General features: G+C 59.8%; 12 protein-coding genes. 1 reads left to right on the top strand and 11 read right to left on the bottom strand.

All coding sequences use genetic code 11. The features are described from left to right. Positions 1–35: 35 nt before the first annotated feature. From MQW79_RS04420 to MQW79_RS04400, 5 genes are all read right to left on the bottom strand, one after another. Positions 36–1,877: a TniQ family protein gene (locus MQW79_RS04420; protein WP_476587054.1), complete on the bottom strand. Its 1,842-nt coding sequence runs from the start codon at positions 1,875–1,877 to the stop codon at positions 36–38. Next, positions 1,867–2,886, bottom strand: coding sequence for an AAA family ATPase (locus MQW79_RS04415; RefSeq protein WP_476587053.1), 1,020 nt, complete (start codon positions 2,884–2,886; stop codon positions 1,867–1,869). The genes MQW79_RS04420 and MQW79_RS04415 overlap by 11 nt, the downstream gene beginning before the upstream one ends. Beyond that, positions 2,879–5,089, bottom strand: coding sequence for a Mu transposase C-terminal domain-containing protein (locus MQW79_RS04410; RefSeq protein ID WP_476587051.1), 2,211 nt, complete (start codon positions 5,087–5,089; stop codon positions 2,879–2,881). Before MQW79_RS04410 ends, MQW79_RS04415 begins: the two co-directional genes overlap by 8 nt. After that, on the bottom strand, positions 5,076–5,843 hold the full coding sequence (locus MQW79_RS04405; RefSeq protein ID WP_476587050.1) for a hypothetical protein: 768 nt from the start codon (positions 5,841–5,843) through the stop codon (positions 5,076–5,078). Before MQW79_RS04405 ends, MQW79_RS04410 begins: the two co-directional genes overlap by 14 nt. Before the next feature lie 253 nt (positions 5,844–6,096). After that, on the bottom strand, positions 6,097–6,828 hold the full coding sequence (locus tag MQW79_RS04400; protein WP_476587049.1) for a hypothetical protein: 732 nt from the start codon (positions 6,826–6,828) through the stop codon (positions 6,097–6,099). Between the two features lie 1,032 nt (positions 6,829–7,860). On the opposite strand from MQW79_RS04400, the gene MQW79_RS04395 reads away from it, so the two are divergent. Further along, positions 7,861–9,807 (top strand): AAA family ATPase, encoded by a 1,947-nt coding sequence (locus MQW79_RS04395; RefSeq protein ID WP_476587048.1) that lies wholly within the window; start codon positions 7,861–7,863, stop codon positions 9,805–9,807. A gap of 999 nt (positions 9,808–10,806) precedes the next feature. Here MQW79_RS04395 and MQW79_RS04390 read toward each other — a convergent pair. The 6 genes from MQW79_RS04390 to MQW79_RS04365 all read right to left on the bottom strand — a co-directional run bounded on the left by MQW79_RS04390 (position 10,807) and on the right by MQW79_RS04365 (position 24,887). Further along, positions 10,807–16,215, bottom strand: a complete 5,409-nt coding sequence (locus tag MQW79_RS04390; RefSeq protein ID WP_476587046.1) for an FtsK/SpoIIIE domain-containing protein — start codon at positions 16,213–16,215, stop codon at positions 10,807–10,809. Next, complete coding sequence (locus MQW79_RS04385) at positions 16,212–17,861, bottom strand: methylation-associated defense system protein MAD7 family protein (protein ID WP_476587044.1); 1,650 nt, start codon at positions 17,859–17,861, stop codon at positions 16,212–16,214. The genes MQW79_RS04390 and MQW79_RS04385 overlap by 4 nt, the downstream gene beginning before the upstream one ends. Further along, positions 17,861–19,648: a hypothetical protein gene (locus MQW79_RS04380; protein WP_476587042.1), complete on the bottom strand. Its 1,788-nt coding sequence runs from the start codon at positions 19,646–19,648 to the stop codon at positions 17,861–17,863. The genes MQW79_RS04385 and MQW79_RS04380 overlap by 1 nt, the downstream gene beginning before the upstream one ends. 87 nt (positions 19,649–19,735) lie before the next feature. Then, positions 19,736–20,566, bottom strand: coding sequence for a phosphoadenosine phosphosulfate reductase domain-containing protein (locus tag MQW79_RS04375; RefSeq protein ID WP_476587040.1), 831 nt, complete (start codon positions 20,564–20,566; stop codon positions 19,736–19,738). After that, complete coding sequence (locus MQW79_RS04370) at positions 20,566–23,910, bottom strand: ATP-binding protein (RefSeq protein ID WP_476587039.1); 3,345 nt, start codon at positions 23,908–23,910, stop codon at positions 20,566–20,568. Before MQW79_RS04370 ends, MQW79_RS04375 begins: the two co-directional genes overlap by 1 nt. After that, complete coding sequence (locus MQW79_RS04365) at positions 23,907–24,887, bottom strand: DUF4007 family protein (protein ID WP_476587038.1); 981 nt, start codon at positions 24,885–24,887, stop codon at positions 23,907–23,909. The genes MQW79_RS04370 and MQW79_RS04365 overlap by 4 nt, the downstream gene beginning before the upstream one ends. Between the last annotated feature and the right edge of the window lie 34 nt (positions 24,888–24,921).

Genomic DNA, 24,921 nt, shown 5'->3' with positions numbered 1-24,921 from the left:
GAGCCGCCCCCATGATGAGATGATTTTTTGCGGTATTATGGCTGGAGCCACTCAATGATTTCGCTCCGACTGTAAGCAAAGACACCATTCCTCTGCAGCGCTGGAGTGATGCCCGCAGCGAGAAGCTTAGTTCTCAATGTGCCTGCTTTCCGGGGGCTGGCGCCGGCGAGTTCGCGTAAGCTGATGTAGTCCTGTTTCAAGACCTCAACGCTCGCCTTGGACAACGCGGTCTGCATCTGGCCTGATCGGAGCTCAAGCACCAAATCTCGCTCAACCAGTCCCATGTCCAAGGCGGCATAGATTAGCGATTCAGATAAAGCCGTATGCCTTGCGGCGTTTTGGACAGAGAAGCCGTCGTGCCACTCGAAGACTCGCCTGACTTCGTCCAACCGCACAATCAGAGCGCGGAAAAGCTCAGGCTCACTTTCCAGTCTGCCAAGCCAAATCGAGCCGTCTAGGCCGAGACGGTATAGTCGTGAGAGGCCCTCAGCGCATCGAGAAGCGAGGCTTAACTTAATGCATCCATCAGGTATGTCCGACACCGGCGCGGCACGTTCGGTGAACCGCTGGATCATGTTTGCGGCAGCACCTTGGGGCAAGGGTGCCATGGATTTCACTGCTGGGTCCTCGCCTACCTCAATGGGAACCAATAAACCTGCGTCAAGCAGACCCTTAATACCCATCACACTCCAGCCTTGGGCTCTTAGTCGTTTTCTCCAACCTTGATCCAGTTCGCGGCCGAAGAAGCGTTCGGCGCCCGCTGCGTCGATAACGCTCCATTTTCTCGAAGCGTCTTGGGACGAGACAGGAATTGTGCTGCCGATACCATTGGCGATGGCGTAGCGAAGCACAGTCTTTGGCGCCAAGCCAAATCGTTTGGCGGCCTGGCGAGGGTTGAACAGCCGCCTATGGGTTATCGGGACGTCGAACAACGGAGGGTCGCCTGGTCCATAGGGGAGCACGTCGTAAACGGCATTGGCGAGAGGTTCTAGGATAGGCGCGTATTTCGGCCAGCTTCGTCGTGACCCCAGAAGTGCCGTATAGGTCCTTCCCAGAAGCGTTGCCGGGCCAATAGGGATTTTCAGTTCTCGTGTGCGAATGAGGTGACTGAAAAAGTCGCGGAGAGTTTCACGTCCGCCGCGGATGATTTTATAGCCCTCCGCATAGGCGGCTTGCTGCTCGCTCTCATCGAGCTTGAGAAAACCGCAGGTCTTTCCAAGAGCCTTTTGCCCGAGGTTGGCGCAAACCCCGAAGAGCTCGTTAAGCGGCAGGTCGTTCAACCAATTTCCATCCTCTAATCGGCCATAAAGCCGATCGGAGACGTACTTCTCAAAGTCGGAAACGGCCCGCCGCGTCTCCGCTCCAATTAGTGCAGGCAACTGGGTTACAATCCCGTCCAAACGCAATGCATAGTCGTACCGTTGGGCAAACTCCATGCTGCTGCCCAACGAGACCAGCGGGCGGGAATGCTTCTCACAAGTCATGATCGGGCTGAGAAGCCAGTGCATCCGCAGATGCGCTGCTGCCTCAGGTATTAATTGGGGGTATTCCTGAATGTCCTCTGCGAGGCATTCTGGACATCCAACAATTCGCTTTCGCTGCGAATAGTAGAGGCTGAAAGTTTCTGAGCCAAATTTCACCAGTCCAGTTTTCGTCGCAGGAGTGACGGCAACAAGTGTATCGATATCAGTCCCGGTCAACTCTGCGATCAAAGTCACTTCGCCCACGTTTCCGGAAGCTAGCCGATCGGAATTGATATCGAAGTCGAGCAGGAACTCCTGCACGCTCGCACAACCATAGTGTGCGGCAATGCGCGAGGCGAAAGACTGGGCAGGCTCGCCCACAAGGTGCTTTACCTCGTTGAGCTTACCGAGCATTTTTGATTTTCCTGACTTGAGAAAGGATACCAACGTCAACCGACAGTTGCTTTGGGGCAATGGTCGCCCAGTTTGGCGATGCGAAGGGATTTGCGACCTGGTCGACCCCGGCTTTGATGGAGTAGACGTCACGGAAATTTGCGATCAGGAGCGAGTTCTGTCCTGCCTGAACGGCATTAAGCACGGCTTCCTTAGCGAGATAAATCGCAATGCCGCGCGCCTGACTGGATGCGTGGATCAGGCGCTCGAAAAGCTGATCACCCTCATGGAGATCCCAGCCTATTTTCGCGAGCTCACAAAGTGCACGGATGCCACGCTGCAGACGAACATGCTCTTTTCGGCTGTCGACGCCCATGATTTCGATCTCAAGAAAATCGGACCGCTCTCGCATGAAGGCGAAGTCGTCATGGGAATATTCATCGCGCAGGTATGGAAGGCCGACTAGAACAAGGGGCAGCGGCCAAATTGGATGATCGAGAAGGCGGGCGAACGCACCCTGAATTTTGATCCTTTCATTTTGAAATGAGGCCCGGCCTACAGAAGAGGGCGCAAATGCATACTGTGCCTCATCGATTGCAAGATGGGTGAACTGAGATTGGGCTAACCGGTCATCGACCTTTGGCCAGGCCATGTCGGACGTCATTTTGCGTGTGGCTGGATAGCCGAGACCGCGCAGGAATTCTCGCGCCAGTGAGGCCTGCGTAAAAATCGTTGGAGCGGAAATGAGGTCGGTCTTGGGCTCGACAAGCGTGCCGTCAACCGTCGTAATCGGTTCAAGATTTGAGAACGCTTGCGTCACCGCGTCGGTTTTGCCGACGCGACTTTTCCCTGTAATGATCAAGGCTCGCACTGTTGAGCGGTTACCCGCTCCCCAAGGTTCGGCGTTGTTGGCTCGGACAGCCAACTGCTCGAGCTGGCGCTGCACAAGATTCTGAAGTGCCGCCTGCTCGGGATATTCGAACCCAACAGTGTTAAGTCCTTCTCGGAGGGCAATAAGATTGTCAGTCATGGCGAGGTCCTCGCGTGCGAGGGGCCTTGCGGATAATTGGACTTACAGACTCTTCATCGGTGTTGGGTGGCGAGTGCGGCGCGCACCGATTGTCCGGTTCGCGGGCCGTAGCATCGACAACTTCGTTTGAAGAGGGTTGTGCACTGCGCGTCAGGGTGACGCCGAGTTGGCTTGAAATGCCGGACAAGCCGAGCTCATCGCCAGCGGGGTCGCGGCGATAAACAACGAAAGTTCGAAGCGTCCTTTCGGCGATGGTCGCCATTTCGTCGGTCCAATCGATATTGGTCATCCCCAAAGCGCGTTCCGCTTGGCGTGCCTCTGCATCGATGGCCAGAATGGCGGGCGCGACATAGGTCTTAAAATCCACGCGCGCCTGGTCTTTGATCTGCCGTGCGATCTGGTCGTTGTATTCAATCCAGGTCTGCAGGTCCTTGCCCTGAAACTCGGTCGGCCCTGGAATGGTGACCCAGCGGTTATTCAGCAGAACGGAAATCTGTCCCAGGTTTCGCGGGTGATAGCGGATGGTTACTTCGTGTGGACCTTTGCGGCGCAGTGGCTCGTCGAGCCAAGTGCTGTAGTAGACAATGTTCATAAACCGCACACCTTCTCGGTTCAAAACACGGTTGGTCACCACGCCGAAGGCGAGCCGCAATTGGTCAGAATTGGGTAGCGCTTTGCACTGGATTTTCCGCGCTTCTTCCAGGGCCCGGGCCGGTGACGGTCGCATATGGCGGCCTGCGCCAATTGGCTTGTAATGATAAACGTCAACAATCCAACGAACGAATAGGCGGTTGAAGAATTCGGCCAAGATTGCCGCCCGCTTGGTCGGATCGTTTTCATGGCGGTCGAGGATATTGCTGCCTGTCCGAGCAATGAAATTTTGGACAAACTGGACATCGATAGTCTGGAGGCGGCGCTCGATCCCACCTCTCAGTTGCTTGTGGCCCGCCGCCTTATGGTCGGCGCTATCGCACAGCACATATTGCCCGTGCAGGAACCGGAGGTTCCAGTACCCGCTACCGTTGTCGGTTCCTGTCGCCTCGAGGGGGATGGCCACCCAACCCGATTTGGCACCCGCCAAGCGTGCTAAAGCGGTCTTGTCCGTGACCACCATTTCGAGGGTCGCCGAGGTCAGCTCAGCGGTTTCGCCGGTCGGCGCAACAGCAAGTGCCGGAATGTAGTGGGTCGCTTGGTCCATGGCGACGGACACCATCAAACGCACTTGGCGGTCGGATTCCGGGAAAAGAGCCATGACCTTCTCGGAAAGCAACGTAAGCAGGTGCGCGCTCCAACAATCGAAATGCACCTCTTCTCCGAGGCGCGTGAAGCGCGGCCCTTTGCCCGCATGGCGCAATTTGCTGCTCATGCGTTCTGGTCCGCGCCGGGTGAACAATTTTGCGAATTCGGGAATCTGCTCGATGGCTTTGCGCACGGCGTAATGAGTCGCGGGCGGAATTTGCGCCGCCTCACCGAGCATTTTGTTCTCTTCCACGATTGATGCGTTGAGAAATTCTACACACCCAGCAAGTGTGCGCTGATTTTCTCGAGCATAGATGAGGCAGTTGTTCTCGACGAACTCCCACATTTCGGCGTTCATCTTGACGCCCCCATTCGTCTGATTGCCCCAATTGGGAAGGAGACTTCTGATGTTGTATCCGCTCGCGATCCAACGCTTTACGTCGGTTTCCAGCGTTTTGGCACTCGGAACCAATGTCTCCACGTCTTGATCTCGATAGCTGTCGGGCCGAGTGGGGGAACTGGCGCCGTAGTGCGTTTTCCTGAGCTTGCTCGGCTCGGCAACACTTTTGTTGGCGATAAAACGAAGGTAGTCGTCGCGGACTTTATCGGCCTGGGCATTGATGACCTTCTGACAAGAGGCGCGGGAGAAGTTGACGATAAATCCTTCCGCATGGGCCCTTTTGACAGCCATCACCCAGGTGAGTTTGAGCGAGGTGCGCTTTTTCGCCGACGGGGGGAGGTTCAAAAGGTCGAACCCGCGCTCTGTGTCGTCCATAACGGACAGCGCGCCGCTAGTCCTGAGCTTCGCGACGTCGTTCTTGCCAATGATCTCAAAACACCGCGGGTCGTCGGTGCCAGTGAGGTGAAAGTCTCGCGCGGTCTGGCCTTCGACCCTAAATGTCACTCCTTTATACTGAATGATCGCGTTGGGGGTGAGCGTGTCGAAAGGACTAGAGGGCACCATTTGGGACCTCCGTGGCACTGCGCACGATTGTGCCGGCGTTGATTAGACCTGGCTCGGCCTCAATCAGCCCCATGGCGATAAGCTTGACCGCGGTGCGGAAGGTAGTGGCGATGCCACCGAAGGGCAGGCAGAAGTCCTCAATGGTGGTCGGTTCCCCGAGCTCGCGGGCGCTATCGGACATTTCGTCAAGCAGCATCCAAGTCGGATCGTTGAGAACCGAAAAAATCAGGCGGCCATTCATGACGGCCCACTCCGGCAGATCCCGGTCTGTCACAAGACTAGCGCCCTGACAGATCGTATCTGGCAACTGCTCGAAAATGCACTGCAACTCATCCTGATGATTTGTCTTCGCAGCGATCTCGGCCGGCTTGAACGACACGACAATCGCGGCGCCAGTGGTGTAAGATACGCGGGCATCAAGGTGAGCTTTCCGCTCTTTGCCGTTCCGATCCAAATAGAACACGGGCCCGAACTGCGGTTGGACCTGTGTGACCGTTGGATCGCGAAAAAACTGGTACAGCCCTTTCATCTCCAGCGTACCTTCGGCGCGATGGATCCAACCTGTCAAAGGATCGCGGTAGTCCACGGTATTGCGACCCGCATTCTTTTTCGGGCGGGACACGCTCCGGCTCGGAGAGTCGCCTTGCTTTGTTATCCTGATGACGGGTTCATCGGTGATGAGGGAGCAGAAATCGGGACCTTTTGAATAGTCCCACGCGGATCCGGTAGCGGCCGCACCTATGGCTTTAGACATGATTTCTCCATGCCGCGCCGACGCCCTGCTTGACATTTTCCTGGTCAAGGTCGAGACTCGAACTACGGTCAGTTGTGGTGCTCGGAAGCTGCCAGGCGGGTGAGCACCACGATTGATGAGGGGGCCGAGCGCATTGCTCGGCCTTTTTTTGTTTGGCCGGTGTGTTGGTGGCCTAAGTCATTGGTTTCTCCTTGTTCATTTTCTCACCTTAAGCTCAGCGGGCTCAGTGAGATTTCCAAATCTTTTTTTCGAGTCATATCAATGGGTTGATCGATTCTGTTGAATCGTCGTGTGATTCCAATCCTTTAGCACTCAATAATTCCTGTGAAATTGGGCGTTCCGTGACGTTGGCGTGTATGGTTTGGCTGTTCCCGTTCAATGTTTCTGGGGCCCCCGCGAAGTCGGATCTCGCTCCAACTTTGTGGTGGATTAGGTTTCGCCGGCGTGCGGCTGTCCAGAATGACAGCTCTTTGCAGGCATCGATCTGCAGTGTGCCATCTGCGATAAGGGCCAGGAGCTCGTCTGCTGTGCCGGCCGCGTCGAGGATTGCGCGAAGCAGCTTGCCGAGCGTCGTTGGTTGCTCGTCTGACGTGAGTTCCAGGGCTGCCATTCGAGCTGAAAGCGACACTTTAGTGTTACGCTTTTCCCAGATCATGCGAGCGTTTTCGAATCCCGGGAGGTCCCTAATTTGCTCGCGCGTCAGCACGCTGTTGTACCGCAGAGTATCGTCCTTTCCTGTTGGCCGGCCGATGCGGATAGTTTCCCAACGCGCACCGACTCTTCGGCGGTAAATGCAGTCCTGACCAACGTCGTCGCCTTGAGGCGGGATGTCGGCAGGCGCCAGTTCCGATACCCGCTCATCGAGCGTGTCGAGCACCAGCACGATCCGGCAAAAGCGGTGCCGGTAGTAGATGGCTTTCATTGCCTTGTATGACCGAAAGCCCGGGTAGCGCAGATGAGGTGCAGTATTTTGGTCGAGCGACATCTTTGACTGAATTCCTTCAGCAGCCCCTTACTCCGACCTGGGCGGCTCGGGGCTGGCCTCCTAGGCAGTCTCTGAATGAGATTGAGGAAAACCGAGAGGTCCCGGTTCCCGACGACGATTGTGTTTCCCTGGCAAATGTCCGGTCAACAACCGAAGAAATAGCTCAAGTTCTGAACAGGTATTTCAGAACGATCACCACTTCCAAACCCATCGGGTATCTTCCTTCTGTGTTACTTGAGGATAACTTTTGCGAATAGCAAAACGCCTTATTTTCTCACATAACCCATTCAAATTTCATGTCTTTTTTGCTCGACGATACTGCCTCCTAACCCCCGCTAAGAGGCGGGATATCAGACAACTGCGGGGCGCAGTCAGCCGTGCCAGTGGCACGCATTGTGCCGTATGGCTCTGCTGAAGGCGGGTTGCTTTTGAATGTTGGCCGTGGCCCGACGCTCACGCTGGTTGCGTGCTATCGCTCATGTGGGTGACGACGAACCGGCTCGAACGAGCCTACGGTCATCCGTCGTATCTGAGGGGATAGAGGTGTCGGTCAGCTAACCGTGACCACAGGAGGGACACGTTCGTCGACAGCGACGACGAGCAGCTGTTCAGTGCTTGCTTCGGCATATTCGGGCATGGCGTCTCTCCTTTCTGACACTCAGCCTGCCGAAAAGAATTGGTTCTGACCATCCAGAATTTCGCCTGTGTCGGAGTGGCTTAGCAGATGGGTTAACCAGTGATTTCCGAAATGTCTGGTTCGCGACGCACCACTCGGCAGACGCAATCGGACGCAGTGTGCAGTTTTTCACTTGATTTTGTTCTCCATATGTTCCAGCTTGTCTCTGCTTATTGCGCATGCAGCGCGCGATGTCAGAGCAAGGCTTGGCCAAGCTCTGGGCGGTCCACCAACATTCTTTGACCGCGCCCGCAACGGGCAGGAGCTGCATCATGAGCAACACACAAACGTCGTCCCTCCCGAGCGGGGACATTGCCCCTCTGGGGTCATCCGCTGGCCGAAGCCTGGCGACCGAAATGTTGGACAGTCTGCGCCGCCGTTTGGCAGGCGAGCTGGGGCTCGACATCAGCGGTAAAGGAAAGTCAGCCGCGGTCGCCAGAAGGGTCGAAGCCAACATACGGCTGCCTGCCGACAGAGCGGCATTTGCGATCGCACTGGGATACTGCCTGGCCCCGCACTTCGCGACCATGAAGGCGTTGATCGCGAGCAAGGCGTTGGTGGTCATCAGAACACGAAGCGGAGATGATGCGGCTGGGGTGGGCGATGTTCTGGCCGACGCGGCAACTTTCGAAGCGGGCAGGGTTGCCTACAATCCCCATCATGGGTTGGACAAAAGTGATCGCTTGGTTGTTCTGGGTGATGCCAGCGCTCGACACACATACAGCTTGGTCCGCGTCATTTCCCTAGCCTCCGAGCAGTGCCTGCCAATTTTTTGTAGCCTGGGAGCAGACGATCCGAGGCCGGACGCGCTGGCAGGGGCCGACCTTGAACTTCAACTCCCGCCCATGACCCCTGAGATGCTGGCTTTGCTCTTCGAGGCGAGCCACGAAGAGGTTCCGGCTGGCGTGCTGAGTTTTGTTTGCGCTGAGAAGTTGCGCGTACAAGACTTGGTGGCTCATATCCGCCGGGGCCGTCCGGTGTCCGATTGTTTGTCGGGACTGCAGCAAACGGTCAATCCACCGAAGGTCGAGCCGAAGACCCAAACAATCGCACTCAGCGACCTGGCGGGGTACGGCGAAGCCAAAAGATGGGGGCTCGAATTGGCCCAAGACTTGGAACTTTGGCGGCAGGGTCGTCTGAGTTGGGCCGAGGTCGATCGCCGGACGGTGGTGCTCGCGGGTCCGCCGGGCACGGGAAAGACGTCATTCGCAACCATTCTTGCCGATACCCTCAAGGTGCCGCTTATTGCGACCAGCGTGGCGGAGTGGAATTCTCGGGATCATCTTTCTGGTACCCTCAAGCGCATGCAAACCGTGTTTGAGCAGGCGATCGCGCAGGCGCCGTCGGTTCTGTTCATTGATGAACTCGATGGAATCTCAAGTCGCGGTGCCATTGAGGGGCGCTACAGCGAGTACTGGACCCAGATCGTCAATCGGATGCTTGAACTCGTCACCGAGGCCCTCTCGGTCGAGGGCGTCGTGATTGTCGGCGCAACCAATCATGTGGACCGAATTGATCCGGCTGTGACGCGGTCGGGGCGCCTCGATCAGATCATCCATATTGAGTTGCCGGACGCTGAGGCGATAGCTCAGATTTTGGCACGTTATGCTGGCCTCGATCTATCACGGGAACAATTGATGGGCCTTGCCGAACGGCTGGTCGGGATGTCGGGGGCGGACATAGAGAAATTGGTTCGTTCGGCGAGAGCTGCGGCGCGCAGGGCAGGGCGGGTGTTTGCCATCAACGATCTGTCTGCGCAGGTTCCAGATCCACTTGCGGGGCTGTCCCCACGCATGCGCCGTCGCGCATCCGTTTATCGGAATGGTCAAAAGGTTGTCGCCGAGGTTCTCGGTTTGGCGGAGATGGTGGTCGAACGGCAGCATCACGATCTCCGACAGCTTTTAGCCAAAGGGCTGTCGGATGAGCGCTACCCAACTGAGCAAACCTGCAACGACGTTCTCTGTGTGATTCTCGCTGGCCGCGCTGCCGAAGAGGTGGTCTTTGGCGAGGTGTCCGTTTTGGGAGCTGGTCGGGGTGACTCCGAGTTTGCCGCGGCGACGGCCATCGCATTGGAAATGGAGCTGAAGGCAGGATTTGGCGAATCCGGTCTCGTCTATTTAGGTGACCTGAACCGTGCGCCGGCCCTGTCCGCATCCATTATGGCAAGCGTTCGACGGCGACTGGATCGAGCCATCGCCCGTGCATCGTCCATCCTGTTGGACAACATGGAGGAGTTGGAGCCGAGCAATAGTGCGGGAGCCCAAATCTCGAGTCGTGCTGACCACCTCCGGTTGCTTAACTAACGATGCTAAGAAGACAAAATTGCCGGGCCGCGGCCGTCGACTGCAGTTCTGATCTGCCGGCCCGCGGGTACAAGCTCGGCGCGCATTCGCGGTTCTGCATCCAGTTATCTTGTCGACATCGTTCGTGACGGAGAGTGTTCCGCGGGTCCAGTTCAACTGATCACTCTGTCCCGGTGATAGAAAACTGGGCTTCGGTCCTACAGCGCCATTTCAAATACGACCGGCAGCTCGCCGAGGAATCGGCTTGGTACCTCTTCGACTATGCTATCGACGGCCCCCTCGGTACGCCTCCCAACGTCGTTGTTGGAGGGGGGCATCACCCCTTGCAACTGAGGAAGAGGAGCGGGCCGCAGCGCTGAGCAGTATCGGGCAAGGGAAGTTATTCGACGAGATTGTGGACGACCGCCATGTGCTCTTGGGCGCGATCGGAGGCGCCGCAAGTCTCATTGCGTCAGCTGACGTCGACGACTTCAGTCGCGGCCCCGCCATCACCCTCACGAACCGGACAGACGTCATTCTCTATCCGACGGCAAATTCCTCATTTGTGGTCGCCAAACCTACCTTTATCGCTCATTGGCTTCGCCAAGGCATAGTGCCAGATCATAGTTTCCTGCGTCAGAATGCTGCCGAGTTTCACTTCCGCGAAGAGGCAAAAGTTTCGGCTCGATCTGACGCACCCCCTGAACATGCCATTACAGACGCCCGAATTGGCAGGGTTGCGCCCGATTTCCGCCATCCAAGCTGCCACTTCGATTGCCGAGAACCGGCTGGTCTGGTCAGCGACAGACAATACCATGTTACCATAGTGCCATGCGCTGATCCTCATCCTGGCTTCGGCCAGTGATGTGAACAGCGTCTCGTTGGAGCACCACGGGCGGTTCCTACTGCAGGTCAACGCTGCGATCGCAGCCAAGATCCTCACTGGGGTATGGGAGGCACCTAAAATCAACCTGCCGATTTGAACAACATCCGCCGCGGTTCACGCGCTAACGACACCTTCTATGCTTCATTCCGATAGGGTTTCGACAAGATCGCATCCGCATAGAGCTGAAGCTCTTCAGTCGAGGCAAAGGGAACTTGAGCAACGAAATACTCCTCGCCGGTAGGTTTATCGCCGCCCAATCGAGCTGCTAAGTGCCCTTTGCCCAGTAGCCTCTCGGCCCCCTTGGTGCCCAGGGCCAGCATCGACCCCGCTTCGCCAGCGACCTTGAGCACCAGGCGATTGGTCAGGTTGTCACGAATGCCTGGCGGGATCGCTTCCTGGGCTGCGCGCTGGGTGATCATAATCACATGGATGCCACAGGCACGCGCCTTGGCGGCCAGCCGCGTGACGTTTTGCTGGATGACCTTGCGGTATTCGTCGCTGCTCGCCATCCAGTCCGCCATTTCGTCGTGGATGACGAAGATGTAGGGCAGCTGCTCCTCGGTCGGGACCAGGCTGTTGTATTCGGAGATTTTTGGAACCCGCTTTTCCTTGATGAGCTCGTAACGCCGATCCATCTCGTGCACGACCAGGTCGAGCACCATCTTGGCCTCTTCCTGATCGGTGACTATGTCTCGCGCCATGTGCGGCGCATTCTCGATCCATGGGAAGTCGACGCCGAACTTGGGGTCGATCAGGTAGATCTTGAGCTTCTCTGGAGAGTTCAGCGCGATCATCTGAAGCAGGAGGCTTTGCATCAGCACGCCCTTGCCAGACCCTGTCTCACCCGCGATCAGGGTGTGTGGCCCATGCTCACTATTGCGGCCATAGTTGCCGCGCAGGTTGAGCCAGAGCGGCTCACCCGTATCCTCACGCAAGCCGAGCAGAAAGTTCGAGGTGCTGTCCGGCGAACTTTCCGGCCATTTCGCCTCAAGCCACACCCGGGCCATGTCGACGATGCGCCGATCCTGGGCGGCGACGAACAGGGAAATCTTGCCGAGACCCGCTCGGATGTCGGTGACATCGAGGCCAAATGTCGTCCTCAGCTCGGTGAGCTTGCCATTGAGCTTAGGCACCGTCAGCGTCGAATGCCCGACAAAGTTCACCAGAACGCCATTGGGCGTCGAGATCGTGTTCGGCTGGGCAAGCTGGGCAACTATGTTGAATTCGGTCAGGGCCGCCTGCAGGTTCCGCGCGGTATCGGCGGCGAATCGCTCTTCCGCCTCCTTGACCTCGCCGACACCCTTGCTTTCGGACACGCGACGCATGACGGCCTCGAGCGCAGCCGGCAGTCCGGGATTGTGGGCTGGCTCGGTCGCCGGCTGCGCCACCGCAACCTCGGCTGCCGGCTGCGCTGATGTTCCCGAGATGGTCGACAACGCCTGCGCCACGGACCCCAGCAAGGCGCTGTCCACCGACGGCGGCGCGGCGGCATCCTCTAGTTTTTCCGCCTGCACTGTAAGTGCGGGCTCGGGAATGACAGCCTCCTCGACCCGGCTCGGCAACGCGGCCACGTTCATGTCGGGACGCGGAAGCTCTGGCAGGTGATTGCCATCACGATCCGCCATGGCGTGCAGCAGGGCGGACAAGGAGCGCTGGCGGACCGTATACTGCCACACAGCGTCATTCTTTTCGGCCGCAATGACCGACAGCGATGCCGACGACGCGTCGTCGTGGACAACTACGACAGACCGACCTGCTGCCTCGTATTCCACATTGCCGTCGGCGACGGCCTGGCGGAATTCTTCGAGCTCCCGGTTGTCGGCGAAGAACTGGATGTAGTCGGGTCGCAAGGACATCAGGTAGAGCAGCTGCCGGCCCCAGGCGCGCTTGGCCATGAGATCAGCCTGGGTGACGAAGTGCGTCTCCAGCGTCGCGAGGGTCGAGACCACCTGTTCGCGACTCGACTTGGCTTCGAGCATCTCCGAAGCGCCGCTGACGCACTTGGCCTCCACCACCGTCATCGAGACGACGAACCGGCCGCCATCATTGCGAATGGTCAAGGCTAGAGTGTCGGCGAGCTTACCCTTGTGGTTGAAGAAGGCGCGGTTGTCGTCGAGCGAGAACCAGATCGGCTTCTTGCCATCGACTGCCTTTTCGCGATCGACGATCGCAGTGGCCGCCGCCAGGCCGACGATTTCCCGGGCCGCGGTGCGTGAGCGCGCCGAAGACAGGATCTTCTGCCCGCAGACTTCGACCACCGTGTTGACCACCAGTTGCGCCAATGGCGCCGCCTGCGATCCAAGGTAGCTGTCCTGCATGCTGGAAAAGTCTTCCTGCAGGTGGCGCAGCAGGTTCTGGCTGGGCTCCTTGGAAGATACGAGCACGCGCATGTCGATGTCGGGCAGCTGAATATCCCGGATCACCTTGATGCCGTTGGCCGATAGCATCTGCCGGCTGGACATGGTGTCGATGCTGACCACCCATTCGCCGAGATCATGCGCCTTGCGAATGGTGTTGCCCACATCCTGGTCGGCCCAGTTGACGCGCTGGATCGGCACCGCACGCTTGTGCGGCGGCAGCACCTTGGCGTCGTCGGCCGCCACGTAGCAGAGATCGGTGAACTGGGCGACCGCGCGCGGTGGACGCGACGCCGTCATGAATATCTCGATAGCATTGGTGGCAATGTTGCCGGCCGCGTCGGAATCCGTGCGGCGGCGGGGCAGGGAGGCGTTCCTAAAGTCGACGTCAGGCGCCAGGTCCTCAGACACACCATCCACGAATTCCCACGCCATCCGGGCGTGCTTGTAGAAGGCGTCGTGGAGGAAGACGACGTCGATGTTCGAGCGGCGCCCGGGATTGACCGGATCGCCGCGGCCGACACCAACGCGGAGCCGAGACAGGAAACCCTCGGTCACTTCGTCGAGGTTCTCGCCGCTGAGGCGGGCATTCTGCTTGGTATAGACCTCGCGCAGTCGGGCGGAGCTGTCGTGGGTGATGAGCAGGCTGGCGCGGAGATGCCCCTTCTTGCTCATGCGTTTTTCGAGCTCCTTGGCGACAAGGCCGGCAAGGCTGACCGCGTCGGCATTGTAGAGCGCGGCCGAGAAATTACCCTCCTCGTGCGGGTTGAGCTCGATGAACTTGTCGGACGCCAGCATGAACTCGCGGCAGGCTATGTCCGCAGTGGCCTCGAGCTTCTGCTCACCCGAAATGCGGGAGTCGACCGGAACCGCAAGGCTATAGCCGGCGCAGTCCTCGACCGTGCCGTAGGGCTTGAGATCGAACGAGACGATCTTGGGGAAGAACCATTCAGCGAAGATCGAGCGCTGCACATCGGTGGCGCGCTCGAGGCCGTCGACCGAGGTCGTTTCCGAGCCGATCGCCAGGGTGATGAATTCGGCAAGATCGGCAGCCTTGGCCTTGCGCTCCAGCAGCCGCAAAGGATGCCATGCCGGAACGATCACAGCCTGGCTATTGGAGGATGGCAGCAGGCCGAACTCGACGATCGGACGCAGCAGCGATGCCCGCACGGTTGTCCTGTTGCCCAGCCGCTCGCGTGCCACCCGACAGAGCTCGCTAAAGGCCGCCGCCTGGTCCTCGATCAGGCTGCCTTGGTAGACAGAACCAGGATCGTTGGCGATGGCGGTCATGGCGGCGCCGAAGCTCGCCTTGAAAGCCATGACGGCCGCCGAAATATCGACCCTCACCTCTGGCTCGATCGTGCGGCTGGCAACCGCATTGTCGAGATTGCTGAGGATCATGCCGAAGAAGTCCAGATCCGCTGCATGCTCGGCGGGATTGGCCGTTGCCCCGGCCTCTCCACCGGCAATGTCGACGAAACTGGTGGTATCGGCCAGTGAGGCCGGTATGCCGCCAACCGCGGCGCCCTGCTTGAGCTCGAAGTGATGAGCGACGACCCGGACCGCGCCATTGTCCGCGGCTTTGCCGAAGGCTTCGACGTCCTCAGGCCATGCCAGGGCAATGCTGGACACGCCCGGCTGCCAGAACAGGCGCACCTGCGCCTTGGAGGGCTCACCACCCACCTTGAGACTGAGCTCGAACTCGATCTGGTTGGCTCCCGCCGACTGGCTGCGCGCCTCCCCCTTGGCCGTAAGCCACTTGCCGAAGTCGAACTTGACGTGCGGCGCCAGGACATTTTCGATAAGGCGTCCCTCAAGCCGCAACAGCTTCACCAGCCGAGGATTGAGCTCGGACCAGGCCGAGGTCTTCTCGCCGTTCTTTATCCTGACGGTGATCTCGGCATTGGAGGCGATGACGTCCTCCTCGGCATTCTTGATCAGCAGCGAGCGGACGCCTTTGACGATCAGTGATAGCAGTTCGGTCTCCTTCACCTCGTCGGTGAACAGGTGTCGACGCCAGCTCTCGTAGAGCTTCTTGTCCTTGACCGTCCGGATCTGATCCTGCCAGTTGTTGAAAAATTCCTGGTCCTGCTCAGGCGTGTTGTCACCCGCCTCGAGCTTTTCGAGGTAGTCCTTAGTGGCAGGCTCGTCGAGCCGCTTTGGATATTCGTGCTCGATGAACTGCCGGGTGCGCTGGACGAGTGACGGGGTCTGCTTGCGCGCCTTGAAGGCGAAGACGTTTTTGCCGAAGTCATTCCATTCGACGGTCTCGCAGAACCGCTTCTGGCTGGGCCGCCACTCGCCATGCCGTAGATGCTTCCGATCAGCGATCAGTTCGCGGATCGCATCGGCCATCGCCACCTCATCGGCCTTGAACGGCGCCGGCGGGGTGGCGAGATACTGAAGGATCGGCTCCACCAGCATGCGGGTGGATTTGGCGTCTAGCAGGTATGGGATATCGGACAGGTCCCGGTAGGCGTTTCGGAACATCGCCTTGAAATCTGCGGCCAACTTCGACCTTGGCTGCCCCTTTGCCGGTATGGCGTCAAAACTTGCCAACGGCAGCTTGAGGGCGGGCGCGGACTTGCGTAGCCGATTGTCGAGCGGCTCTTCCTTGAGCGCCATGAAGCTGCGCACGAATTCGGCGTATTGGTCGAGGTCCTTGGTGATGTCGGCGTCGTCGAGGCCCTCAAGCATTGCCGATATCCAGCTGCGATGCTCATCGCCCTTGATCGCGTTGCCGGCGCCTTCAAGGATCGCGGCCAGCCAGAGTTCGGACTTGTCCTGTATCGAGCGCCGGTCCACCCGGGTGACGTTGCTCAGACTGGCACCCACCGTGTCGCGCTGCGCGTCAGGTACCGCGAACAGAACCACGTCGGCTTCTGCCGAATTGCGGTAGGAGACCCCTGGGCGGTCGGTCAGAAACCGGGCGTCGAGCGTGCGGGCCAGGATAGGATCGACATCCCGGGCGATGGCCAGCAGCACCGTCTTGCCCTCGATCGTTGGGAAGTGCCGCGCCACGGCCGCAAGATGCTCCGACTTGAGGCCGGCCAGAAGCATCAGCGTGCGCCCGGCCTTGCGATCGGCTTCCTGTCGAACCATGCCCCAGATGACCCGGCCAATCAGGTCAGCACGCTCATCGGCGAAGCGGTCGCCGGGTGCCGGATTTGCAGTGATCGCATTCATGCTGATTTCCCGTCTGGGCAGTAGACATTGGAGACGAAGGCGCAGTCGTCAGAGAGGCGCTTGACGTAGCCAAGGCCAGTGAGGCGCTTTTCGAACTCGCGCAGATTTTCCTCGAATGCCGACACGTCACACGGCGGCTCGGCAAAAGCCCGGCGCTGCTCGGTTGGTCCGATGACAATGCCGTACCGTTCGTAGAGGTCGTTGAGGAAGCTGGCGACCGTGACGGGGCCACGCACCACCGCAAGGACCAGTGCCTCCAGGAACTCGTCGGATGCCGAGAACCACGTGCCAGCGCTGCGACGCGCCACCACAAAGCCCGCGTTCTGCCCCATGGGCTTGAGCATCGAGGAGACGCTGTTGCGATCCCGACGCTTGGCCGCGGAGATAAAGCTGTCGAGCCAGCCGTCGGGATCTCTCACGCCTTCTGACTGGACGGCCTTGTCGGCCCAGCGCTTGGCATCGAACGTCTTGATGATTGCCTCGACGGCCATGTCCGACGCGATCTTGCGATCGGTATGGGCCTTGGCCGAAACCCAGCCCTGCACGCCCTCGATCTTGTCGCGGATATGGGTCTCAACGGCATCCTCGATCACCTGCCGGTGCCTGTTGAGGTAATTCTTCGAGACGTCGCGGAGGTTGGCGTTGCGGCCGCCGGTCATGTCGAGCGGGATAGGGTCGACAGCGTTCCCACTGACCTCACGCGCCCGCTCGGCGAAATAGCAGACCAGGTTCAACGCCGTCATGCGGAACACCGGCTCGAACTTCTGTGGCGGTGGCAGGCTGCGCAGGGCCAGGATCGACGTCCAATCCTCGGCAAGGCGATCATAGGAGCGATGGCTATCGAGAGGCAGGTAGCCGATCTGACCACCCGCCGTTCTGTCGGCGGAATCGGGGACGAGGCGAGCCGCGATCTTTTCGGCCGGATCGGCATTGCCGAGAAAGCACCGGCGAACCTCTTCGGCCACCTGGGCAGACGAAGTGGCGCGGTTGAGCATGAGATAGATCATCTCGCCACCGCGGCCGAAGAACGAGCGGTCGGCGACGAACTTGAGATCCACGTCATTCAGGATCAGGTTCGGCCCGCGTGGCGCGAGGAATTTGGAGGTGTAGCGACGGTTGTTGAGCACATCGAGCTCGAGGCCCCTTATGATCCGGACCGCCTGGCGGACATCCTCGAAGCTGTCGTCGAACCGCTTCTTGAGGTAGGCGAAGTTGACCCCGCCGACCCGCACCTCATTGGCAAAGCCCTTGTTGAGCGCCTCGACCCAGGCATCAAATCGATCCTGCGGGGCAATCCGCTCGTTGCGCGCGATCAGCTCGAGGCTGGTGTCCTTGAAGATGATGTACCGCAAGGCCACCGATCGGACGATCGGGATCACGACCGCTTCGTGATCGGTCGGTGTGTGGCCGCGCTGGTTGAAGATCCGCGTCTCGCTATAGGGTCGACCGTCATCGCCGATCTGAAGAACCCGGCAGATGGCCAGCACTTCGAGCACCAGCATGTAGGGTAGCTGCTCTTCCACATAGCGGTGGCCGAAGATCTGCTCCTGCACCCACATCAGGGTGTCTGCACCTTTTCCGTCGTCGCCGAGGTGAGACTTGAGGGTGATCGGCCCGCTGGCCGCCGCGTCGATGGCGTCAAGCATCAGATGTCGTCCTCCAGGGCGCCGATCGAGCGTTCGGCGAGCATCTCGCCATCGGTGTCCACCGCTTTGAAGTTAGAGCTGTCATCCCCATCGCGATCAAGAATGCGACCGACGCAACGGATCTGGAAATTGCGCACATCCTGAAAACACTGGTTGGAAAAGCTCATCGGCAGGGCCCCATCGCTGACCCGCATGAGGTACTCAAAGAGCGTGGGTGTGAGGGGCAGGGATGCCAGCGTTTCCACCGGCGGATAGGCAGCAATGAGCTGCAGCATCGGCGGCCGGCCAGGCTTGGTCGGTGGCGCCAGGTTGAGGTTGTAGGGCTTGCCGCTCCAACCGATCGGGCCGGCGACCAGAATGGGAATGTCGGCGCCCTTGTAGACGCCGGACGGCTGGGTCAGCCACAACCGGTCGCTGGTTTCGGTCAGAGAACCGGTGAGCGCGCGGTTAAGCCCCTTGACCAGGCGGGAACGGGTCTTGCGGAATTTCTCGCTGTCCCGCCGATCCTCAGGCACCAGGATGTTGAGGTAGTGGTCGCCATAGCTATGGACGGAGAGTTGCCAGGGACTTTGTTCGCGGGCGTCTCCGCTGGCTTCGGGCCACTCGAAGAAAACCCGACGACGCTGGGCGGTCAGGATCCTGCGTAGCTCTCCGATATGCTCGGACGGGTTCTCCAGATAGTTGGCGCGCACGCCGGCGTAACTGGCGCTGCCATATTGGGGATGATCGACACCCTCGAGCTTGGCCTCCATCAGGGCGTCGTCGAAATAGTTGTTGGTCTCAAAGCCAATGGCGAAATCGTTGAGCGCCGAAAAGGCGGTGTTCTGCGCCCGACGGAATGGCGGGTGGTTCTCGCCGAAGACGTTGTTGTAGGGATTGGTGTGGCTGTATTCCCCGTCCGCGGCCCGCTGCAGGGACCGCGTGCAGTTGAGGAGCGGCGTCGCGTAGACATTCTTTGCGTCGCCGAGCAGCGCGTTGACCACAAGGATGATGATCTGCCGGATCGATAAGTGCCGCTCATCGGCTGCCGAAATCTCGACCAGCGCCCGGAGCCGGGACCGCATGGTGGCGTCGCCATGCCGAAGCAGGATTTCGCGATTGAGCTGAATAGGGCAGCGGCCAGCCATCTCGCAGCCGTCACCGCAATCGGTCCAGCGCGCATGGTTGCAGATCTGATCGATGATCGCATCGATCGTTGAAGCATGTGAGGTGCGCGACATGTTGAAGAGGCGGAAGGAATAGCCTTCGGGCGGCACCTCCTTGTCGTCGCGCAGCAACTCCCTGAAGAGCTGCAGGATTGCGAGGCCATCGGCGCTGCCGCCAAGGTTATCTTCCCACGACCGCAGCAGGTGCCCGTCATTGACGCAAAGCACGAAGACTTCGTTTGGATCGGCCGCCGCGAAGGAGGCGATCATGCGTGGCACCAGAGCCGCTTTCTCAGAGGCGCCGACCTCACTCAGGTCCTTGACGAAGATCACGCTCCGCCCGGTCTGAGGATCGGTGAACGGCGTGATCTCTTGCAGCGCGCCATAGCCGCCACCGAGGGCTTCAAGCACTTTGCGGGCGGTATAGGTCTTGCCATCGCCAGCGGTGCCGGTGAGCGCCACGGAGCGCGCCGGGTTGCCGCGCAGCAGTCCGATGATTTCCGCCGACCGGGCTTCAGGAATGGAGATCGGCTCGACCCCCGCCTTGGCAGCCGCGGCAACGACGAATTCGTCGTACATGTTGTTGCCGTCCGATGTCGGCCCGTAGGCCGCCAGGAAGTCGACCAACGCGTTATTATTCATGCCCCCTCCAGGCTGCCGAAATCCCAATCGCGGCAGTGCTTTGCCTCATTAGAGCCGCTCGACGCTCCCAAGTCGAGCCTGCAATCGTTACTTATGGCAGGTCAAACACATCTTGGATTGACCGTATAGGTCGTCGATGTCCAATGGCTCGCCGTCGGGACGCAGCGGATTGGGCTGCATCCTGGCGCGTGCGCGCTCAAGACGGACGGCATGATCGGCCCTGATCTGCTCGACACGCTCGGGGCGCGCCAGCTGCTCCAGGGACTCGCCCTGGCTCCAGGTGAAGGGCGATCCATGCTCGACGGCCGACTTCTCGTAGGACTTGGCCTCCTCGAAGGCGTCCGGGTGACGCTCCATGAGCCGGACCCATTCGATCTTCTGCTGGAAAAAGCAGAAGGTGCAGCCGCTGCGCGAGCGCCACTCGTAGTAGGACGGCAGACCCAGGCCAGAGGCATCGAGCAGCTCAATGACCCCGGCCTTGTCGACGCCGTCTTCACGGAAGGGCAGGCGTACCTTGAGGTTCGCCGATTTCGAGCTATAGCCCTCCCGGTAGTCCTCGTCGGACCGGATGGCGACATAGGACGTCACTTCGTCGCCGTCCTTGAGCATCGGCTTCACCCAGTCCTCGAAGGGCCTGAGCTTGAGCATGCGCGTGCACCAGCGCGTCTGCGCCGACGGCAGGAACGAATTGTACTGCATCAGCCAGAAGTCGAAATCGCGATCTGGGTTCAGCCTGAGGATCGGCTTGCCCAGCACACCCTCGAGCCGGCCGAGATACTCGTAGACCTCGGGCAGTTCCTTGCCGGTATCGGTGAAGAAGTACTCGACCTCGATTTCGGGGTGGTGGTGACGCATGTAGACCGCGAGGGCCGCGCTGTCGCGTCCGCCCGAAAGCCCCAGAACATGGCGTTGAGCCATCAGACGGCCGCCTTTCTTTTTTCGTCGTCGCTTGCCGGCGCCAGGATCCCGGCGCCGAACCGGGTGATCGCTGCAAGAATAAGGTTCCGGTCCGCGCCGGAGAATTGTTTGGCCAGCTCGGCCACCATGACATCGACCAGCGGCGAGTCCGCATCGCTGACATCGAATTCGCCGAAGACAGGCTCAGGCCTGCCACCGACGCTGACAACCAGCGCCATGGCTTCACGCTTGTCCTTGCGTCCTTTGACGTGGGCGAAGGCCTCGGCGCGATTGAACTTCTGCGCCAGTGAGGCCAGGCCCACGGCGGCACGGTCGATATCGGCATCAGACCAATCACGCATCGGTCGACTGGCGGCTAGGCTCGCGAGCCCCTCCACATCTTCGTCGCTGCCCTGAAAGGTCGCAATGCGCCCCACAAACGCTTCGAGATTGAAGTCGCCGGCCAGGTCGCGGATGTTCTCGGCCCGGGCCCGCAGGTCGGAAATGGCCTTGGGCGATGCGTTCGGCACTTGAAGCTCGGCTAGCATTTCCGAACGCAATCGGTGCAGCATACCGGGATGGGCCGCTACCAGCTCTTCGAGCCCCTCTCGCACATTCGAGATGACAGCGTCGTGCCCGGTGGTGCCGGCCGAGAACAGGCCAGGCAGGTCGTTGAAGATCAGCTTGTTGGGGTCGGTGGCCTTCTTGAAGACGCTTCGGACCGCTGTGGCGTTGGACGAAAGGCGCTGGGTTCGTTGGGTCCAGGGCGAGAGCCGCGCGTAGATAGCCACCAGTCCGCGGCCTACATCGATCGGCTCAAGATCGGCGAGGAAATTATGCCTGTCGAGTTCACGCACAACGTCGGCCAGGCCCGACAGTAGCTCCCGTGCATCCTGATTGAGATCCATCCAGCGGATCTGGAGCAGGGATGGGTCCTTGACGAGATAGTCGATATCTATGTCTCGCAGGGACGGCTGGAAAATGCTGTCGCGATAGAACGCCAGCGTTGACCGCAGGGTCATCATGAAGGCGATGATCAGGACGGGCATGACCCCGCGTTTGACGCCGAAGGGCTTCTTGCCCCAGAGCTCGTAAATCTCGGCCAGGGTCACGGATCGGCCGGCATTGGTCTTGAGATGCTTTTCGGCGGCTGTCCATAAAGGCGCGAGGCCTGCAGGATCTTCGCCGCCGCGGGGGTCGATAAAGCCAAGGCCGTCGCTCGTTTTTCCGTGCAGCGCCGTCTTGGCCAGCATGGACATGTAAAGACCGCCCTCGGCCGGGAAGCCATCGATCCCGAGGCGATCGCGATGCCCCTCGGTCACCATGGCCTTGAGCAGCGCATTCTGTGCGGCAACGGCATTGCTCGATGGCTTGATGCGGTTCAGCAGTTCGCTGTGGAGCAGGGGTGCCTGCACGAAGCGGTGGTCGGCATATTCGGAGGCCATCTGGCTGACATGGCCCAAAGGCTTGATTTCGGGGACGCGCTTGCCGTGGTACCACGTGACGATACCGAAGGCCCGGGCGACCTCGGCTTCGAACATGCCCTGGGCACCAGCGAGCCGCGCGGCAACCTCGCGGCGCGCAACGGCGTCGCCCTGCAGGTCGGGGTGAGCCCTAACCCGGCCTAGCGCCTGAACCTCGCGGGCGAGATTGAGGATGTATTCGGTATTTGACGCCACGCCGAAAACGGTGTCCCAATCGCGTCCGGTTGGCGCGATCTCCTTGAGCTTGCGCCCAAGAGCCTGCACCGACTCTCCGCCGTCCGGAACGACCAGCACGAATTGCCCGATCGTGCCGTCGGCCGGACGATAAGTTTCGAGATGCTTTTCGAGCGCGCTCGACAAAGCGATGTCCATGTCGAACCACCGCAGCGCACCGGTGCGATGGTAGTGACGCTTGCATAGGATGGGCTGCAACCCTGAAAGTGTGCGCACCAGAGCCATGTCGGGATGCGGATGCTCGGCAATCTCGACGTCGATGGCAGCTTCAATGTCGAAGTCGCTGCCCGCATAGACGGCATACGACCCCAGGAATTTTTTGAAGACGACGAGCGACCATTTCGACAGCGCCGCGAGCGCTGCCTTGATGGCATCAGCCGACGCGTCAGGCATGCATGTCCCGACGACTTCCTCGGACGCAGACAGGCCGGAGCGATCCTTGAACAGATCGATGATGGCAATTGTCTTGAGCAGGCGCAGGTGCAGATCATCCCCACCCATCGACCCGCAGCGATCGATTGCTTCGGCCGCAATGGCCCAGCGGTGCCCGTCGGGTGATGACAGGATGGCCGGTTCGAGATTGAAGCGCAGATAGTCCCACAGACGATCCGGCGCGAAGGTGCCATGCTGCGCCTGGCGCAGGAATTCGCGGAAACCGTGCGGCTCGGCGGAGTTCAAAAAGCCAAAGATGCTGCGCTGGTTCTGACCAAAGCGGCGCCGGGAGATCGGACCAAGCAGGGCGGCGGTTGCCGGGTGCAAAGGCCAGCACGATGCGAGGAGATCCGCCATGGCCTCGACGGCATCAGGACGACCCGAGGCCATGGAGCGCGCGACGGCGGCAGCCGCTGGCAGATGAGCGGTATCCTCAGGATCGCCCTTGATGGCCCGCGACAGTATGGCGATCTGCTCTTCGCTGCCGACATTGACGGGCAGATCGATGAAGCGTCCATGGATCTTGGTCCATTCGTCACGCAGGTCGCGCGACAGCTTGGCGGCGTATTCGTCGAACGCCTGATGCAGGATGCCAACGAAGACCAGCCGCCCGCCGCTACGGGAGGCGAGCTCGGCCACCTGCTGGATCAGATGAACGTCGCCCTGACCGCGGGCGGCAGACTCGAGCATCTTGCCCATCTCGTCGACAAAAACCAGAAGACCGCCATGCTTGTCTGACTTTTCGGCAGCGGCGGCAGTCAGCACCTCGAGCACCGCCGTTTCCGTCCACGAAGCCCTCGCCTCGGCAAGGCCTGCGCGCTCGATTGCATCGCCGAAAATGGCGACCGGGCTGTCTTTGCGGCCGACCATGCCCAAGATGCGCCAGCCCTTTTTCTTGGGCGGCATCTTGGCCCAGATTTCTGCAGCGAGTTCACGCCCGATGATGTCGGCGGCCTCGTCCCGCAATGCGTCGTTGCCGTTCATCAGGGCGCTCAGGGCGACGACAAGGCTCGATTTCCCCGAGCCATAGGGCCCTGTCCACGTGAAGGCCGACTGTCCGGTATCGAAGACATGCTCGGCCATCGACCGGATGATAGCCAACGATGAGGGCGGGCAAATGAACCCTCGCAATGCCTCGGCAACGCCAAGATCGGTGTCAATCCGGATCGCGCGCTGAAAGCGCGGCTCGATGGCGACGCGATCAATCAAGCTCATGACGCCATCCTCATGTCGGCGTCGACGTCTGCATAATCCCGCGCAACAAACTTGAGAGCATCAGCCTCGCCGATATCACGGCGCCGCAAAATCTGTTTGAGTCCGGCAGTTTCCGACCACACAAGGGCGCCATTGGTGAAAACCTCGAGTTCAGCTAGGCGATCGGCAAGGTCAGTTTCGTCAAGCAGAAAAACACGCCCTGGAGAACCCGGCTCATAGGCGATTGCCTCGAAAGACAGGGAGTTCCTCCGCGAAGCCGTGACACCGGCATAGCGTCCCCAGAAGTCGAGCAGCGCGTAGAGGAACACACCGGCGCCGAGCGAAGGCTTGGCACCGCGGGCCATTCGAAATCCATCCTTGCGACCAACGGCACGGATCAGCCCGAGTTCAACTAATGGCGACTCCAGCTCATCTTCATGCATTGCACCCGCCGACGAGGACCGCGATGAATAACTGCGGATGAAGCAATCAACGTCACGCTTGACTGTTGCGTCGGAAATTCGCTGCCAATTTCGATCCTTGGCAAGGGTCGTGAGCGCTCGGCATATCTGATCTCTGTCGAACTCGGTCTCAGATAGGTAACTGAAGACCCAAAACCACGTTGTCCGATTTGGGCGCCCGCAAATGCGCCAATGGGCCAACCATGAAGTCGCCGCTACCTCCATGAAAGGATCGAGGTTGCCCGCGCCAAATATCAATTCGCCTAGTGAGGTTGATTCTATTCTGCCCTCGGTGCCGGCCGGAGTAATCATTCCAGTAGACTCCGCCCAGTAACGTATAGACGTCACCATGTTCTTTCCAACGCCAAAGTTCCCAATGGCGTCGTCCGACAGAAACACGTACCGATTCGATTGACCCGGTTCTGTGGCCCTAACGGCATCGACAGCCTTTTTTAGCCAGCCATACTTTAGCGGGAAGGTTTCGTGCCCGGAAAATTGTGGGCGATATTCCTGCTCGTACAGGGGGCCACGAGCCATGTTACTGTCCTAAAAAAGTTTTCCGTGTGACAGT

The sequence above is a fragment of the Devosia sp. Micro-HW1 genome (assembly GCF_056341075.1).
Note: the sequence above shows the minus strand (reverse complement) of the source record. Positions and strands in the feature narration are given on the sequence as shown.